We start from the raw sequence: 16,361 nt of genomic DNA on the forward strand, positions 1-16,361 counted from the left end.
TACTTGGCGTGGTCGCGCTGTCAATGGCCGAGCCTGTTGACAGAGAGCCATTCAGTGAATAGAAGGGCGCGTATAAGTGCAGGTCAGTCGGAGTCCTGCCTGCGCAGCGCGGTGGCCAGACGCTTGCTGTTCCGTGAATTGACGACCGGGTGCTGCGCGCTATGCCCCACTAACGGCATATGTGTCTGTTTTTAGAGGGCAATGGTGGCGCATTGGTGCCGCTGGCACTACGAGTCCCACAACTGAACGATTTCGCGGGACCTTCGGCGTATGAAACGACGCATCCGCGCACTGGTCACCGTCATCGCGGTGGCCGCTGCACCCACCACCCCGAGCGGGACGGCGCTCGCCGCATCCCCGCCGGCCCCGCAGGGCACCCTCGTCAAGGCCGGGCCCGACGCCATCCCGGACCGCTACATCGTCGTTCTGAACAACACCCCGGGCCTGCGCGCCGAGGGCGTCGCCGCGACGGCGAGGAGGCTCGCCGCGGACTACGGCGGACTGCTCTCCCGGACGTACTCCAGCGCCCTCCAAGGTTTCGCCGTCTCACTGTCGCAGGCCGAGGCCCGGCGGCTGGCCGCCGACCCGGCGGTCGCCTACGTGGAGGAGGACCGGCTCGCCACGATCTCCGACCGCCAGGACGACCCGCCGAGCTGGGGCCTGGACCGGATCGACCAGCGCGACCTGCCGCTGTCGAAGTCGTACACCTATGGCGGCGCCGGCGACGGCGTACGGATCTACGTGATCGACACCGGCATCCGGATCTCCCACGCCGACTTCGGCGGCCGCGCCTCCTACGGCACGGACCTGAAGGACGGCGACGGCGACGCCGGCGACTGCAACGGGCACGGCACCCACGTCGCCGCGACCGCCGGCGGCGCCCGCTACGGCGTCGCCAAGAAGTCCAAGCTCATCGCCGTGCGCGTGCTGGGCTGCGACGGCACCGGGCCGAACTCCAGCGTCCTCGGCGGCGTCGACTGGATCGCGGCCAACTCCACCGGGCCCGCCGTGGTCAACGTGAGCGTGAAGACCTCCCGGAGCACGGCGCTGACCGCCGCGATCCAGGCGTCGGTGGCCAAGGGCTACACCTATGTCGCCGCGGCCGCCAACGACGACGCCGACGCCTGCCAGGTCGGGCCGGCGAACGTCCCCGAGGTCGTCACCGTAGGCGCGACCAACAGCGACGACGCCCGCCGCAGCACCTCCAACTGGGGCCGGTGCCTCGACCTGTTCGCCCCCGGCGGCGGCATCACCTCCGCCTGGCACACCGGCGACACCGCGTCCAACACGATCAGCGGAACGTCCATGGCGTCACCCCACGTGGCCGGGGCCGCGGCAATCCATCTCGCCGCCATTCCCGGCATCACCCCCGCCCAGATCGCCCAGAAGATCGTGGCCGACGCCACGCCCGGCAAGGTGACCGGCGCGGGCAGCGGCTCCCCGAACCGGCTGCTCTACGTCCCGCCCATCGCGCCGACCGCCTGCGGCCCGTTCACCGACGCGCCGTCCGTCCAGCTGGCCGACCGGGAGACCGTCGAGCGGTCGATCACCGCCACCGGCTGCGCCGGCAACGGCTCGGCCACCGCCAAGGTCTCCGTCGACATCCGGCACACCTACCGCGGAGACCTCGTCCTGGACCTGATCGCCCCGGACGGCACCGTCTACCCGCTCAAGGCCGCCGACCCCGACGACTCCGCCGCCGACCTGACCGCCGACCACACCGCCGACCTCAGCTCCGAGCCCCGCGCGGGCGCCTGGCGCCTGCGCGTACGAGACGCCTACAAACTCGACGCAGGAAGCCTCGTGTCCTGGACGCTGACCCCGTGACATCGCGGCCGTCTCCGCTCAGGTCGCGGCGGAGGAGGTAGGTGTCCATGATCCAGCCCTTGCGGGCGCGGGCGTCCGCGCGGGCGGTGCGGATGCGGTCGGCGACCTCGGTGACCGGGCCCTCGATGAGGATCTCGTCGGGCGTGCCGAGGTAGGCGCCCCAGTAGATGTGGTAGTCGTCGCCCGCGCCGGTGAAGGAGCAGGCGGCGTCGAGCATGACGAGGACGTCGTCGGCGGTGGGGCCCTCGGCGGCCAGGCGGCGGCCCGTGGTGATGTGGACGGGGCGTCCGACGCGGGTGAGGGCGACGCGGTGGCGGGCGGTGAGCGCCGAGACGCTGCTGATGCCGGGGACGACCTCGTACTCGAACCCGGCGTCGATCTCCTCCAGGGCGGCGAGGGTGCTGTCGTAGACGCCGGGGTCGCCCCAGACGAGGAGCGCGCCCGTCTGCCCGTCGGCGAGGTCGTCGGCGATGAAGGACTCGTAGATCCGGGCGCGGCGGGAGCGCCAGTCCTCGACGGCCGCCGTGTAGGCGGGGGCGGCGCGGTCGCGTTCGGGGTCGCGGGCCTCCACGATCCGGTACGGCTCGCGGCCGTGCGCGGCGATGAGGTCGCGCCGCAGCCGGGTCAGGTCGTCCTTGGCCTCGCCCTTGCCGACGAGGAGGAAGACGTCGGCGGCGGCGATGGCGGCGGCGCCCTGGAAGGTGAGGTGGCCGGGGTCGCCCGCCCCGATGCCGATGATCAGGAGCCGCTTCACCCGGACAAGTGTGCCAGAACCGCTCATATAGGCTTGTCGCCGCATTTCCCGGCGGTGGAAGGAGGCCCTTGGACGCGCGTGCCGTCTCCGTCGTGGGCATCGGCGCCGACGGGTGGGACGGGCTCGCGGAGGCCTCCCGGGAGGCGCTGCGGGCGGCGGACGTGCTGCTCGGCGGCCGCCGCCAGCTCGGGCTCGTCCCGGCCGGGAGGGCGGAGCGGGTGCCCTGGCCCTCGCCGCTCCTGCCCGCGCTGCCCGGCCTGATCCGGCGCTACGAAGGGCGTGCCGTCGCCGTCCTGGCCAGCGGTGATCCGATGTTCTACGGGATCGGGTCCACGCTCGCGGAGCTGCTCGGCCCGGCGCGGCTGCGGGTGCTGCCGCATCCGTCGTCGGCGTCGCTGGCGTGCGCGCGGCTCGGCTGGCCGCTGGAGCGGGCGGACGTCGTCAGCCTCGTCGGCCGCCCGGCGGAGACCCTGAACGCGGTCGTCGCGCCCGGCAGGCGGATCCTGGTGCTCGGCGCGGGCCGCGAGGCGCCGGCGGTCGTGGCGGCGCTGCTCGCCGGGCGCGGGTTCGGGCCCAGCCGGATGACCGTGCTGTGCGACCTTGGCGCGGAGGCCGAGACGGTGCGGCACGGGGCCGCCGGGGAATGGACGGAGCCCGCCGCGTCCGCGCTGAACATCGTCGCCGTGGAGTGCGCGCCCGGTCCCGGCGCGGCGCCGCTTCCCCGCACGTCCGGGCTTCCCGACGACGCCTTCGACCATGACGGGCAGCTCACCAAGAGCGAGGTCCGCGCGGTCACCCTGTCGCGTCTCGCGCCGCTGCCCGGCGAGCTGCTGTGGGACGTCGGCGCCGGTGCGGGCAGCGTCGCGATCGAGTGGGCGCGGGCGCATCCGTCCTGCGCGGCGGTCGCGGTGGAGAGCCGTCCGGAGCGGGCGGAGCGGATCGGCCGGAACGCCGCCGCGCTCGGCGTCCCCGGCGTGCGGGTCGTGACGGGCCGGGCGCCGGACGCGCTGGACGGGCTGCCGCCCCCCGACGCCGTCTTCGTCGGCGGCGGCCTCACCGTGCCCGGTCTGCTGGAACGCTGCTGGGACGCCTTGAGACCCGGCGGGCGGCTCGTCGCCAACGCCGTCACCCTCGAAGGGGAGGTCCGGGTCGCCCAGGCGCGCGAGACGCACGGCGGGGAACTCGTCCGCGTCGGCATCGAGCGGGCCGGGCCGCTGGGCGGGTTCACCGGGTGGCGCCCGGCGATGCCCGTCACCATCTGGACGACACGGAAGGACGCCTGATGACCGTCTACTTCGTCGGGGCCGGTCCCGGCGCCGCCGACCTCATCACGGTGCGGGGGCTGCGGGTGCTGGAGTCCGCGCCGGTGTGCCTGTACGCGGGGTCGCTGGTGCCGCGCGACCTGCTCGACGCCTGCCCGCCGGGCGCCCGGCTCGTCGACACCGCGAACCTGACGCTGGACGAGATCGCCGCCGAGCTGATCGCCGCGCACCGGGACGGGCTGGACGTGGCGCGCCTGTGCTCGGGCGACCCGTCGGTGTTCAGCGCGGTGGCCGAGCAGGTGCGGCGGCTGGACGCGGCTGGCGTGCCGCATGAGATCGTCCCGGGCGTCCCGGCGTTCGCGGCGGCCGCGGCCTCGCTGGGGCGGGAGCTGACCGTGCCGGGCGTCGGGCAGACGGTGGTCCTGACCCGGACGGCGGCGCGGGCCACGCCGATGCCGGCCGGCGAGGACCTCGCCACCCTCGGCGCGAGCGGCGCGACGATGGTGCTGCACCTGGCCGTCCAGCGCATCGGCGAGGTGACGGCCGAGCTGCTGCCGCACTACGGCGCGGACTGCCCGGTCGCGGTGGTCGCCCGCGCCAGCCGCCCGGACGAGCTGATCCTGCGCGGCACCCTCGCCGACATCGCCGGCCTGGTGCGCGAAGCCGGGGTGAAGCGCACCGCCGTGATCGTCGTCGGGCGGGTGCTGACGGCGTCGGCGTTCCCCGACAGCCACCTCTACAGCGCCGGGCGGCAGCGGGTGTGAGGCGCGTCCTGATCCTCGGCGGCACGGCGGAGGCCCGGGACCTCGCGGCGCGGCTGTCCGGCGTCCCGGGCGTGCACGTCGTGTCGTCGCTCGCCGGGCGCGTCACCGACCCGCGGCTGCCCGCCGGGGACGTGCGCGTCGGCGGTTTCGGCGGCGCGGACGGGCTGGCGGCGTGGCTCCGCGCGCACCGGATCGACCGCCTCGTGGACGCCACGCACCCGTTCGCGGAGCGGATGAGCGCCTCGGCGGCGCGGGCGTCCGAGCTGGCCGGCGTGCCGCTGCTCGCGCTGCGCCGCCCCGGCTGGAGTGAGGGGGACGGCGACGAGTGGCACCGCGTCCCCTCGCTCGGCGAGGCCGCCGCCGCGCTGCCGGACGGCGCCCGCGCGTTCCTCACCACCGGGCGGCGCAGCCTCCCGGTGTTCGCGGCCCGCACCGGCGTGTGGTTCCTCGCCAGGTCGGTCGATCCGCCGGAGCCGCCCGTCCCGTCCAACGTGCGCGTGCTGCTCTCCCGCGGCCCCTACACGGTGGACGGCGAGCGTGCGCTGATCCGCGAGCACCGGCTGGACGTGCTGGTCACCAAGGACAGCGGCGGCGCGATGACCCGCGCGAAGCTCGCCGCCGCGCGGGACGCCGGGCTGCCGGTGATCATGGTCGATCGCCCGCCCGTCCCGGGCGGCGTCGCGGAGACCGGGGACGCGGCCGCCGCCGCGCGCTGGGCTCAGGGGTAGCGGCGGGGCGTGTAGACCACGCCGCGGCCGGTGACCCGGGTCGTGGACGATCCGACGATGACCAGGCAGCGCATGTCGACGAGGTCGGGGTCGAGCTTGCCGAGCGTCGTCACGGTGACGCTCTCCTCGGGGCCGCCGACGTCGCGTCCGATCACCACCGGCGTCTCCGGCGAACGGTGTTCCAGCAGCAGGTCGCGGGCAGCCGGAAGCTGGTGCCTGCGGCGGCTCGACGACGGGTTGTACAGGGCGAGCACCAGGTCGGCCTCCGCCGCTGCGGTGATCCGCCGGGCGATCGCGTCCCAGGGTTTGAGCAGGTCCGACAGCGACAGGACGCAGAAGTCGTGGCCGAGCGGCGCGCCCGCACGGGCGGCGACGGCCTGGGCGGCGGTCAGGCCCGGGACGATCCGCACCGGCACGCCGGCGAACTCGTCCTCCGCCGCCGCCTCCAGCACTGCGGTCGCCATCGCGAACACTCCCGGGTCGCCGGACGAGACGACGGCGACGCGGGCGCCGTCCCGGGCGAGCGCCAGCGCGTGCCGGGCCCGGTCGGCCTCGACGCGGTTGCCGGTGGAGTGCCGCCGCTGGCGGGGGTTGGGCGGCACGCGGTCCAGGTAGGGGCCGTAGCCGACGAGGTCGGTGGCCGACGCCAGGACGTCCTGCGCCTCCGGGGTGAGCCACGGCCGTCCCGCCGGGCCGAGCCCGACGACCGCGACCCCTCCCGGCCCCTCCGGCCGCGCCGGGGAAGGCGCGGTGAACGTCTGCTCCGCCGGGCTCGTCAGCAACGCCAGCGACATGTACGGGACGTCCGCCGGGTCGACGTCGGCGAGCGGTTCGACCCGCTGCCGGTCGGTGGCGGCCCGTTCGACGTACCAGCCGTCGCCGAGCCGCCCCGCGTCCTCGAACGCCTGCCTGACCTTGGGGAACGTCCGGCCGAGCTTGAGGACGGCGGCCGCGTCCGCCGAGCGCAGCCGTTCGGTCAGCTCGTCGCCGGGGAGCGTGCCTGGCAGTACGGTCAGCGTCTCCTCGCGCTCCACCAGCGGGCGTCCCGCCGCGGCGGCGGCGGCGCTGAGCGAGGTGACGCCCGGCACGACCTCGGCCGGGTAGTGGGGAGCGAGCCGTTTGTGCAGGTGCATGTAGGAGCCGTAGAACAGCGGGTCGCCCTCGCTCAGGACGACGACCGTCCGGCCCGCGTTGAGGTGCGCGGCGAGCCGGGCGGTGCAGTCGGCGTAGAACTCCTCCAGCGCGCCCTTGTAGCCGCCGGGGTGATCGGTCGTCTCGGTGGTGACCGGGTAGACGAGCTGCTCCTCGACCTGGCCGCCGCGCAGGTAGGGCGCCGCGATGGCGCGGGCGATGCTGCGGCCGTGCCGCGCGGAATGGTAGGCGACCACGTCCGCCGCGCCGATCAGCCGGGCCGCCTTCACGGTGACCAGCTCGGGGTCGCCGGGCCCGACGCCCACGCCGTAGAGCCGTCCCGTCATCACTCCGCCTCGCTGGCGACGGCGTTGACCGCCGCCGCCGTCATCGCGCTGCCGCCGCGCCGCCCGCGCACCACCAGGTGCGGCAGGTCGCTCGCGGCGAGCGCCTCCTTGGACTCGGCCGCCCCGATGAACCCGACCGGGATCCCGAGGACCGCGGCCGGACGCGCCGCGCCCTGACCGACCAGCTCCAGCAGCCGGAACAGCGCGGTCGGCGCGTTGCCGACCGCGACGACGGCGCCGTCGAGGCGGTCCCGCCACAGGTCGAGGGCCGCCGCGCTGCGCGTCGTGCCGAGCCGGGCCGCCAGCTCAGGGACGCGCGGGTCGCCGAGCGTGCAGACGATCTCGTTCCCGGCGGGGAGCCGGGCCCGGGTGATCCCGGCCGCCACCATCCGCGCGTCGCACAGGATCGGCGCGCCGTCCAGCAGCGCGGCCCGCGCCCGCGCGACGACCCCCGGCGACCAGGCGAGGTCGTCGACGAGGTCGGTCATCCCGCAGGCGTGGATCATGCGGACGGCGACCCGCGCCACGTCGTCCGGCAGATCCGACAGGTCGGCCTCCGCGCGGATGGTCGCGAACGACCGGCGGTAGATCTCCGCGCCGTCGCGGATGTAGTCGGTCATCGCTCCTCGCCGTCCACGGTCTTCAGCGTGACGGGGCCGCGCGGCATCCCGCAGCGCCGGTCGCAGCCCGCCCAGTGGACGGGGATCGGTGCGGCGCGGTCGAGGCCGTCCACCCAGCGGCGGGCCTCGCCCTGCACGTCGCCGCGCGACTTCGCGCAGCCGGGGCTGCCGGTGCACGCCGTCACCCCGACCCACGGCGAGCCGGGATCGGTCGCGAATCCCCGCCGCGCGAGGCGGGCCGCGTCCCGTTCGGCCTCGTCCCGTCGCAGGTCCCGCAGGACGACGCTCCGCCACGGGGTCAGGCGCGCCTCGCCCGCGACGTCGGCGAGCGCCTCGGCCTGCGCGCCCGACATCCGCCCGAGCGGCGGCACGACCTCCAGCGCGGCGAGCCCGTCCCGCTGCCGGATGATCCCCGCGTGCGGGGCGGGCGGGTCCGGGACGTGCCTCCCGTCCGCCGGGACTCCGCCGAGCCGTTCCGCGACGAGGCCCGCCCCGCCGGGCACCTCGGCCAGCCGCCAGGCGCCGCCGCGGACGTCGAGGAACGCCTCCGCCGCCGCGATCATGGTCTGGACGGGATCGGCGGACGCCGGGGCGAGCGGGGTTCCGGCCAGGAGGAGGCCGTCGGGGGTCATCGTCAGGTCGGCGTCCAGGGACGCCGCGTCGCCGGTGCCGTCGTCCAGCGCGAACAGGAACCGGCCCGGGAGCCCGGCCAGCCGGGGACGCGCGCACAGCGCCCGGTCGAGGGCGGCGACCAGGGGGTCGGTCGCGAGGCGGCCGTGCCGTCCGCGCCCGCCGAGGGGCGAGGCGACGATGTTGCGCACCCGCTCGTGGGACGCCGACGGCAGCAGCCCGGCGGCCGTGAGGCGCGCCGCGAGCGCCGCCGGGTCGCGCACGCCGCGCAGCTGGAGGTTGGCGCGGGACGTCAGCTCGATGACGTCCCGGCCCAGCTCGCGCGCGGCGGCGCCGAGCACTTGGAGCTGCGCGGCGGACACCGCCCCGCCGGGGACGCGGACGCGCGCCAGCGGGCCGTCGGCTGCGTCGTGCGTCTGCAGAGCTCCGGGGCACGCGTCGGCGCGCGCTCTCCCCACCGCATGGACATTCGGCACGATGAGGATGCTAACCCCCGTTTGCGGGCGGCTCGCGCTGCCGTACGCTTCTGCACGACGACGACAATGGAGGAAGCCGGTGTGAATCCGGCGCGGTCCCGCCACTGTCACCGGGGAGCGACCCCCGCTTGAGGCCACTGTCCCTCGTGGACGGGAAGGCCGGGGCGAGCGCTGATCCGGAAGCCAGGACACTCCCGCCGTCGTGACACCCGCGACCGGGGCGAGGACCCCAGGGGAGGATCCGCCGTGTCCGCCGACACGTCCGCGCAGGAGCGCACCCGTCACGCGTGGGGGGCCGACCCCCCACACCCCCCGGAACGACTTGTGCTGCTGCTCTCGACATCCGACACCGACCTTTTGAGCGCCCGCGCGTCCGGCGCCGCCTACCGGCTCGGCAATCCCGCGCGGCTCGCCGTGGACGACCTGCCGGAGCTGGTCGAGGGCGCCGATCTCGTCGTCGTCCGGCTGCTCGGCGGGCGGCGCGCCTGGGAGGACGGGCTGGACGCGCTGCTGGCGGGCCCGCGGCCGGTGGTCGTGCTCGGCGGCGAGCAGGCGCCCGACGCGGAGCTGATGGAGCTGTCCCGGCTCGGCGGCGGGGTGAGCGGCGGCGTGTGCGCCGACGCGCACGCCTACCTCGCGCACGGCGGCCCCGGCAACCTGACGGAGCTGCACGCCTTCCTCTGCGACACCGTGCTGCTCACCGGCCGCGGCTTCGCGCCGCCTCAGCCCACCCCCACCTGGGGACGGCTGGAGCGCGCGTCCCGCGCCTCCGACGGCCCCGTGGTCGGGGTGCTGTACTACCGCGCCCATCACGTGGCCGGGAACACCGCATTCGTCGAGGCGCTGTGCGCCGCCGTGGAGGACGCGGGCGGACGGCCGCTGCCGGTGTTCTGCTCGTCCCTGCGCGCGGCGGAGCCGGAGTTGCTGGCCACCCTCCGGGAGGTGGACGCGCTGGTCGTGACCGTCCTCGCGGCGGGCGGGTCGCGGCCCGCGGCGGCCGGGGCGGGCGGCGACGACGAGGCGTGGGACGTCGGCGCACTCGCCGAGCTGGACGTCCCGATCCTGCAAGGACTCTGCCTCACCATGCCCCGGGCCGACTGGGAGGCGAGCGACGACGGCCTGTCCCCGCTGGACGCCGCGTCGCAGGTCGCCATCCCCGAGTTCGACGGACGGATCATCACGGTCCCGTTCTCGTTCAAGGAGACCGGCGAGGACGGCCTGACCGTCTACGCCGCCGACCCCGAGCGGGCGGCGCGGGTCGCGGGCATCGCCGTCCGGCACGGCCGCCTGCGGCACACCCCGCCCGCCGAGCGGCGCCTGGTGGTGATGCTGTCGGCGTACCCGACGAAGCACTCCCGCGTCGGCAACGCCGTGGGGCTGGACACCCCGGCGAGCACCGTCCGGCTCCTGGCCCGGCTCGCCGAAGCGGGATACGACCTCGGCGAGGGCTTCCCCGGAGTCGCGGAGCAGGACGGGGACGCGCTCGTCCACGCGCTGATCGCGGCGGGCGGGCAGGACGAGGACTGGCTCACCGAGGAGCAGCTCGCGGGCAACCCCGTCCGGATCTCCGCCGCGTCCTACGAGCGCTGGCACCGCACCCTCCCACCGGATCTGCGGGAGGAGATGGAGCGGCACTGGGGCCCGGCGCCCGGCGAGCTGTTCGTCCAGGACGGCGACATCGTGCTCGCGGCCCTGCGCGCGGGCAACGTCGTCGTCATGGTGCAGCCGCCGCGCGGATTCGGGCAGAACCCGATCGCGATCTACCACGACCCCGACCTGCCGCCCAGCCACCACTACCTGGCCGCCTACCGGTGGCTCTCGGACGAGTTCGGCGCGCACGCGATCGTGCACGTCGGCAAGCACGGCAACCTGGAGTGGCTGCCCGGCAAGGCGGCGGGCATGTCGGCGTCGTGCGGCACCGACGCGGCGCTCGGCGACGTCCCGCTGATCTACCCGTTCCTCGTCAACGACCCCGGCGAGGGCACGCAGGCCAAGCGCCGCGCGCACGCCGTGCTCGTGGACCACATGGTGCCGCCGATGGCCCGCGCCGAGACCTACGGCGACATCGCCCGCCTCGAACAGCTCCTCGACGAGCACGCCACCATCGCCGCGATGGACCCCGCGAAGCTCCCCGCGATCCGCGCCCAGATCTGGACGCTGATCCAGGCCGCGAAACTCGACCACGACCTCGGCCTGGACGACCGTCCCCACGACGCCGAGTTCGACGACTTCATCCTGCACGTCGACGGCTGGCTGTGCGAGGTGAAGGACGCGCAGATCCGCGACGGCCTGCACGTCCTCGGCGAGGCGCCGGAGGGGTCGGTCCGCGTCGGCCTGGTGCTGGCCATGCTGCGGGCGCGGCAGATGTGGTCAGGGCGCGAGACGCTGCCCGGCCTGCGCGAGGCGCTCGGCCTCACCGAGGACGGCAGCGAGGCGCTCGCCGACGTGGACGCCGCCGAAGCCGCGGCCCGCTCGCTCGTCCAGGCGATGGAGGACGCCAGCTGGCGACCGGACGCGGTCCCGCAGGTGGCGGCACAGGCGCCCGAGGAGCGTCGTGACCTCGTGGGACGGGTGCTGGCGTTCGCCGCGACCGAGGTCGTCCCGCGCCTGGCCCGCACGACCGACGAGATAGACCACGTCCTGCACGCCCTGGACGGCGGCTACGTCCCGGCCGGGCCGAGCGGCTCGCCGCTGCGCGGGCTGATCAACGTCCTGCCGACCGGCCGCAACTTCTACTCCGTGGACCCGCGCGCCGTGCCGAGCCGCCTCGCCTGGGAGACCGGGCAGGCGATGGCCGGGTCGCTGCTGGAGCGCTACCGCGCCGACCACGGCGAATGGCCGCGCTCGGTGGGCCTGTCGGTGTGGGGGACGAGCGCGATGCGCACGGCGGGCGACGACGTGGCCGAAGTGCTGGCGCTGCTGGGCGTCCGCCCGGAGTGGGACGAGGCGTCCCGCCGCGTCACCGCCCTGACGCCGGTCCCGGTCGCGGAGCTGGGCAGGCCGCGCATCGACGTGACCGTCCGCATCAGCGGGTTCTTCCGGGACGCGTTCCCGCACGTCGTCGCGATGCTGGACGACGCCGTCCGGCTCGTCGCCGCCCTCGACGAACCCGACGCCGACAACCACGTCCGCGCGCACGTCAGGGCCGACCGGGAGCGGCACGGCGACGACCGGCGCGCCACCCTCCGCGTCTTCGGGTCGGCGCCCGGCGCCTACGGCGCGGGCCTGCTGCCGCTCATCGACAGCCGCAACTGGCGCGACGACGCCGACCTCGCCGAGGTCTACGCGGTGTGGGGCGGCCACGCCTACGGCCGCGACCTGGACGGCGTCCCGGCCCGCGCCGACATGGAGAGCGCCTACCGGCGGATCGCCGTGGCCGCCAAGAACGTCGACACGCGCGAGCACGACATCGCCGACTCCGACGACTACTTCCAGTACCACGGCGGGATGATCGCGACCGTGCGCGCGCTGACCGGCCGCGACCCCGCCGCCTACGTCGGCGACAGCACCCGCCCGGACGCGGTCCGCACCCGGACGCTGTCGGAGGAGACCGCGCGGATCTTCCGCGCCCGCGTCGTCAACCCGAACTGGCTGGCGGCGATGCGCCGGCACGGCTACAAGGGCGCGTTCGAGCTGGCCGCGACCGTCGACTACCTGTTCGGCTACGACGCCACCACCGGCGTCATGGCCGACTGGATGTACGACCGGCTCACCGCCGCCTACGTCCTGGACAAGGAGAACCGCGCGTTCATGCAGGAGTCCAACCCGTGGGCGCTGCACGGCATCGCCGAACGGCTGCTGGAGGCGGCCGAGCGCGGCATGTGGGAGCACCCGGACCCGGAGATCCTCCAGGCGCTGCAGGCGGCCTACCTCAAAGCGGAAGGCGACCTGGAGGACGACGAGGACGACACCAGCCGCTGAGCCGCCTCCGGATGCCCGGCCCAGTGCAGGTGCAGGTACGACGCGGTGATCCGGTCGTCGCCGTACCCGTCGCCGTACCCGTCTCCGCCGCCGTCCGCCCAGCGGAAGAGCGGGTCCGCGGCGGCGGTCAGGGCCGTCCGGTGGAACTCGTGGCCATGGAACCGCTCGCCCGGCCGGGTCAGCGGCGATTCCGCCGTCGCGACCGCGTCCCGATATCCGAGCGTCAGCCGGGACGTCATCCGCGCCCGTCCCGGCACCCGCCCGCACATGCCCTCGCCGTCGAGTTCCTCGCACAGGTAGAGCAGGCCCGCGCATTCGGCGGCGATCGGGCCGCCGAACCCCGCCACGGCCGCGCGCATCGCCGTGTTCGCGGCGAGCTCGCCCGCGTGCGCCTCCGGGAACCCGCCGCCGATGACCAGCGCGGCGGCGCCGTCCGGGAGCGCCTCGTCGCGCAGCGGGTCGAAGACGGCGACGTCGGCGCCCGCCGCGCGCAGCAGCTCCGCGTGCTCGGCGTAGGAGAAGGTGAACGCCTTCCCGCCCGCCATCGCGACGACCGGGCCGCCCGGCACCGGCTCCACCTGCGCGGCGGGGTCCCAGGGACGGCCCGGCAGCGGGGGAGCGGTGGCGGCCAGGCGCAGCAGCGCGTCCAGGTCGCAGGAGCGGGCGACCAGGCCGCCGAGCCGGTCGACCGCGCGCACGGCCTCCGCGCCGCGCTCGGCCGCCGGGATCAGGCCCAGATGCCGGGACGGCGTCACGACGGCGTCGTCCCTGCGGATCGCGCCGAGCACCGGCGTCCCCGCCGCCTCCAGCGCGCCCCGGCACAGCTCCTCGTGCCGGTCCGACCCGACCCGGTTGAGGACGACCCCGCCCACCCGGACGCCCGGCTCGAACGACGCGAAGCCGTGCACGAGCGCCGCGACCGAACGGCTCTGCCGCGCCGCGTCCACCACGAGCACGATGGGCGCGGCGAGCGACCTCGCGACATGGGCCGTGGACGCGAAGTCGCCGTCGCCGCGCCCGTCGAACAGGCCCATCACGCCCTCGACCACGGCGACGTCGCACCCGGCGGCGCCGTGCAGGAACAGCGGCGCGATCCGCTCCTCACCGACCAGCCACGGGTCGAGGTTGCGGCCGGGGCGCCCGGCCGCGAGCCCGTGATAACCCGGATCGATGTAGTCGGGGCCGACCTTGTGCGGGGACACCCTCAGGCCGCGCGCCCGCAGTGCCGCGATCAGCCCCGTCGCCACCGTCGTCTTCCCGCTCCCGGACGCCGGCGCCGCCACCACCAGCCGCGGGACGCGGGCGGTCACCACTCGATGCCCCGCTGGCCCTTCTGCCCGGCGTCCATCGGGTGCCGGACCTTGCCCATCTCCGTGACGAGGTCGGCGGCCTCGACGAGCCGGGCGGGCGCGTCCCGCCCGGTGATGACGACGTGCTGGTCGCCGGGGCGGGACGTGAGCGTCCCGACCACGTCGTCCAGGTCGAGCCAGCCCCACTTGAGCGGGTAGGTGAACTCGTCCAGCACGTAGAAGCGGTGCGCCTCGGCGGCCAGGTCGCGCTTGATCTGCGCCCAGCCCTCCCGCGCGTCGGCGGCGTGGTCGTCCTCGGCGCCGGGCCGCCGGATCCACGACCAGCCCTCGCCCATCTTGTGCCACGCGACCGGGCCGCCCTCGCCGCTGTCGCCCAGCACGCGCAGCGCGCGTTCCTCGCCGATCCGCCACTTCGCCGACTTCACGAACTGGAACACCGCGATCGGCCAGCCCTGGTTCCACGCCCGCAGCGCCATCCCGAACGCGGCCGTCGACTTCCCCTTCCCGGCGCCGGTGTGGACGATCAGCAGCGGCCGGTTGCGGCGCTGCCGCGTGGTCAGGCCGTCGTCGGGGACGGACACGGGCTTCCCCTGGGGCATCTCAGGCCGCCTTCCGCTGATCGCGCACGACCCCGTCGAGGTCGCGGAGTGGGACGAGCCGCGCCCCGAGCCGGACCGCGAGCCGTCCGGCGAGACCGAGCCGGACCGGGCCGTCCTCGCAGTCGACGACGATCCCGGCCGTCCCGGCGAGCAGCCCGGCGGCCCGCGCCACGTCGCCCTCGGCGGTCGCGCGGCCGTCGGTGACGACCACGAGCAGCGGGCGCCGCGCCGGGTCGCGCAGCCGCTCGGCGCGCAGCACCTCGGCGGCCCGGACCAGCCCGGCGGCCAGCGGCGTGCGCCCGCCGGTGGGGAGCGCGCGGAGCCGCGCCGCGCCCGCCTCGACCGACGACGTCGGCGGCAGCACGAGGTCGGCCGTCCGGCCCCGGAAGGTGATCAGGCCGATCTTGTCGCGGCGCTGGTAGGCGTCCAGCAGCAGGCTCAGCACCGCCGTCTTCACCGCCGTCATGCGGCGGCGCGCGGCCATCGAACCGCTGGCGTCCACGACGAACAGGACGAGGTTGCCCTCGCGGCCCTCGCGGTCGGACTCGCGCAGATCGTCCGGCCGCAGCACGAGCCCGGCGCCCGTCCGGCCGCGCGCCCGCTGGTGCGGTGCGGCGGCCAGCATGGTCGCCACCACGTGCGGGTCGCGGACCTTCGCGGCCGGACGGCGCGCTCCGACGACGCGGCCGCGCGGCGTCCGCGACCGCGACCGGCGTCCCGCGACGCCGTCGCCGACCCCGGGAACCTCCAGCAGCGGCACCGCGTGCGGCTCGGCGGCGGACGCGACCCGCTCGCCGCCTCCGTTCGCCCCGCCGGGCCGGTCGCCGTCCTCCGGCGCCGATGCGGGCGGCTCGGCTCCGCCCTCGCCGCCCTCGGGAGGAGGGGTGCTCCCGCCCGTGCCTCCATCGTCGCCGCCGGGTGGCGGGTCATCGTCGGGAGAGGCTTCGCCGAGCAGGTCGTCCAGCAGCGACTCGTCCAGCCCCGGGGCGTCGAACGGGTCGCGGCGGCGGCGGTGCGGCAGCGCCAGGCGGGCGGCGGCGCGGACGTCGTCCGTCGTCACCTCGTCGCGGCCGTGCCAGGCGGCGTGCGCGAGCGCGGCGTTCGCCGTGACGAGGTCGGCGCGCAGGCCGTCCACCTCGAACCCGGCGCACACCGCAGCGATCTGCTCCAGCCGCTCGTCCGGCAGCCGGACGCCCGCCAGCCGCTCCCTGGCGGCCGCGATGCGCCCGGCGAGAGCGGTCTCGTCGGCGGCCCAGCGCGCCGCGAAGCCCGCCGGGTCGGCGTCGAACGCCAGCCGCCGCCGGACGACCTCGGCGCGCTCCTTCGGTTCCCGCGACGCCCGCACCTCCACCGTCAGCCCGAACCGGTCGAGCAGCTGCGGGCGCAGCTCGCCCTCCTCCGGGTTCATCGTCCCGACGAGCAGGAACCGCGCCGCGTGCCGGACCGAGACCGACTCGCGCTCCACGTAGCAGGTGCCGAGCGCGGCCGCGTCGAGGAGCAGGTCGACGAGGTGGTCGTGCAGCAGGTTCACCTCGTCCACGTACAGGACGCCGCGGTGCGCCGCCGCGAGCAGGCCGGGCTCGAACGCCTTGACGCCCTCGGTCAGCGCGCGCTCCACGTCCAGCGACCCGGCGACCCGGTCCTCCGACGCGCCGACCGGCAGCTCCACCAGCGCGGACGGCCGCCGCACCGGCTGGACGCCCCGCTCGTGCGGGCCGTCCGGGCAGGACGGGTCGGGCGCGTCCGGATCGCAGGCGAACCGGCAGCCCGCCACCGTGTCGACGGCGGGAAGCTGCGCAGCAAGCGCGCGGACGACCGTCGACTTGGCGGTGCCCTTCTCGCCGCGCACCAGCACGCCGCCGACCCGCGGGGAGACGGCGTTGAGCAGCAGCGCCAGCTTCAGGTCGTCCAGGCCGACGACGGCGGTGAACGGATAGGCGTCGTTCAGGCGGCCGTCTGGAACCGGCGGCGAACCCACGGCACCTCCATGAG

At 75.9% G+C, this 16,361-nt stretch carries 12 protein-coding genes and 1 riboswitch; of the genes, 5 read left to right on the forward strand and 7 right to left on the reverse strand.

Annotated elements, in window-relative coordinates; all coding sequences use genetic code 11:
- Nucleotides 1–270: 270 nt before the first annotated feature.
- Nucleotides 271–1,827: a S8 family peptidase gene (locus tag ACH35V_RS39815; protein ID WP_395980072.1), complete on the forward strand. Its 1,557-nt coding sequence runs from the start codon at nucleotides 271–273 to the stop codon at nucleotides 1,825–1,827.
- Here ACH35V_RS39815 and cobF read toward each other — a convergent pair.
- Nucleotides 1,730–2,581, reverse strand: coding sequence for a precorrin-6A synthase (deacetylating) (gene cobF, locus ACH35V_RS39820; RefSeq protein WP_395980073.1), 852 nt, complete (start codon nucleotides 2,579–2,581; stop codon nucleotides 1,730–1,732). The genes ACH35V_RS39815 and cobF overlap by 98 nt on opposite strands.
- A 68-nt stretch (nucleotides 2,582–2,649) precedes the next feature.
- Here cobF and cbiE point away from each other — a divergent pair, with 68 nt between their 5' ends.
- From cbiE to ACH35V_RS39835, 3 genes are read left to right on the forward strand one after another with little or no spacing between them, the layout of a single operon-like run.
- Nucleotides 2,650–3,864, forward strand: a complete 1,215-nt coding sequence (gene cbiE / locus ACH35V_RS39825) for a precorrin-6y C5,15-methyltransferase (decarboxylating) subunit CbiE (protein WP_395980074.1) — start codon at nucleotides 2,650–2,652, stop codon at nucleotides 3,862–3,864.
- Nucleotides 3,864–4,607, forward strand: a complete 744-nt coding sequence (cobM, locus tag ACH35V_RS39830; RefSeq protein WP_395980075.1) for a precorrin-4 C(11)-methyltransferase — start codon at nucleotides 3,864–3,866, stop codon at nucleotides 4,605–4,607. The genes cbiE and cobM overlap by 1 nt, the downstream gene beginning before the upstream one ends.
- A complete protein-coding gene (locus ACH35V_RS39835; RefSeq protein WP_395980076.1) occupies nucleotides 4,604–5,335 on the forward strand; it encodes a cobalt-precorrin-6A reductase in 732 nt (243 codons plus the stop codon). The genes cobM and ACH35V_RS39835 overlap by 4 nt, the downstream gene beginning before the upstream one ends.
- Here the strand turns inward: ACH35V_RS39835 and ACH35V_RS39840 are convergent.
- Genes ACH35V_RS39840 through ACH35V_RS39850 form a run of 3 tightly spaced genes read right to left on the reverse strand, consistent with a single transcriptional unit; the run spans nucleotide 5,326 to nucleotide 8,539 of the window.
- A complete protein-coding gene (locus tag ACH35V_RS39840; RefSeq protein ID WP_395980077.1) occupies nucleotides 5,326–6,813 on the reverse strand; it encodes a precorrin-2 C(20)-methyltransferase in 1,488 nt (495 codons plus the stop codon). The genes ACH35V_RS39835 and ACH35V_RS39840 overlap by 10 nt on opposite strands.
- Nucleotides 6,813–7,433, reverse strand: coding sequence for a precorrin-8X methylmutase (locus ACH35V_RS39845; RefSeq protein WP_395980078.1), 621 nt, complete (start codon nucleotides 7,431–7,433; stop codon nucleotides 6,813–6,815). The genes ACH35V_RS39840 and ACH35V_RS39845 overlap by 1 nt, the downstream gene beginning before the upstream one ends.
- On the reverse strand, nucleotides 7,430–8,539 hold the full coding sequence (locus ACH35V_RS39850; RefSeq protein WP_395980079.1) for a precorrin-3B synthase: 1,110 nt from the start codon (nucleotides 8,537–8,539) through the stop codon (nucleotides 7,430–7,432). The genes ACH35V_RS39845 and ACH35V_RS39850 overlap by 4 nt, the downstream gene beginning before the upstream one ends.
- 69 nt (nucleotides 8,540–8,608) lie before the next feature.
- Nucleotides 8,609–8,733, forward strand: a riboswitch (cobalamin riboswitch).
- Between the two features lie 130 nt (nucleotides 8,734–8,863).
- Between ACH35V_RS39850 and cobN the strand changes: the two genes are divergently transcribed.
- Nucleotides 8,864–12,460: a cobaltochelatase subunit CobN gene (gene cobN / locus ACH35V_RS39855; protein ID WP_395980133.1), complete on the forward strand. Its 3,597-nt coding sequence runs from the start codon at nucleotides 8,864–8,866 to the stop codon at nucleotides 12,458–12,460.
- On the opposite strand, the gene ACH35V_RS39860 is transcribed toward cobN, so the two are convergent.
- From ACH35V_RS39860 to ACH35V_RS39870, 3 genes are read right to left on the reverse strand one after another with little or no spacing between them, the layout of a single operon-like run.
- Nucleotides 12,406–13,770, reverse strand: coding sequence for a cobyrinate a,c-diamide synthase (locus ACH35V_RS39860; protein ID WP_395980080.1), 1,365 nt, complete (start codon nucleotides 13,768–13,770; stop codon nucleotides 12,406–12,408). The two genes, cobN and ACH35V_RS39860, sit on opposite strands and share 55 nt — an antisense overlap.
- Nucleotides 13,767–14,369, reverse strand: a complete 603-nt coding sequence (gene cobO, locus ACH35V_RS39865) for a cob(I)yrinic acid a,c-diamide adenosyltransferase (RefSeq protein WP_395980081.1) — start codon at nucleotides 14,367–14,369, stop codon at nucleotides 13,767–13,769. Before cobO ends, ACH35V_RS39860 begins: the two co-directional genes overlap by 4 nt.
- Nucleotide 14,370: 1 nt before the next feature.
- The gene (locus ACH35V_RS39870) at nucleotides 14,371–16,347 is read right to left on the reverse strand and encodes a magnesium chelatase subunit D family protein (protein WP_395980082.1); all 1,977 of its coding nucleotides are present in this window, start codon (nucleotides 16,345–16,347) and stop codon (nucleotides 14,371–14,373) included.
- Between the last annotated feature and the right edge of the window lie 14 nt (nucleotides 16,348–16,361).

Source organism: Actinomadura sp. 1N219, from assembly GCF_044326405.1.
Taxonomy (GTDB): domain Bacteria; phylum Actinomycetota; class Actinomycetes; order Streptosporangiales; family Streptosporangiaceae; genus Spirillospora.

Coding starts and splice junctions, on each gene's coding strand:
- ACH35V_RS39815 (WP_395980072.1), top strand. CDS start 271: ATGAAACGACGCATCCGCGCACTGGTCACCGTCATCGCGGTGGCCGCT.
- ACH35V_RS39845 (WP_395980078.1), bottom strand. CDS start 7,433: ATGACCGACTACATCCGCGACGGCGCGGAGATCTACCGCCGGTCGTTC.
- cobM (WP_395980075.1), top strand. CDS start 3,864: ATGACCGTCTACTTCGTCGGGGCCGGTCCCGGCGCCGCCGACCTCATC.
- cobO (WP_395980081.1), bottom strand. CDS start 14,369: ATGCCCCAGGGGAAGCCCGTGTCCGTCCCCGACGACGGCCTGACCACG.
- ACH35V_RS39840 (WP_395980077.1), bottom strand. CDS start 6,813: ATGACGGGACGGCTCTACGGCGTGGGCGTCGGGCCCGGCGACCCCGAG.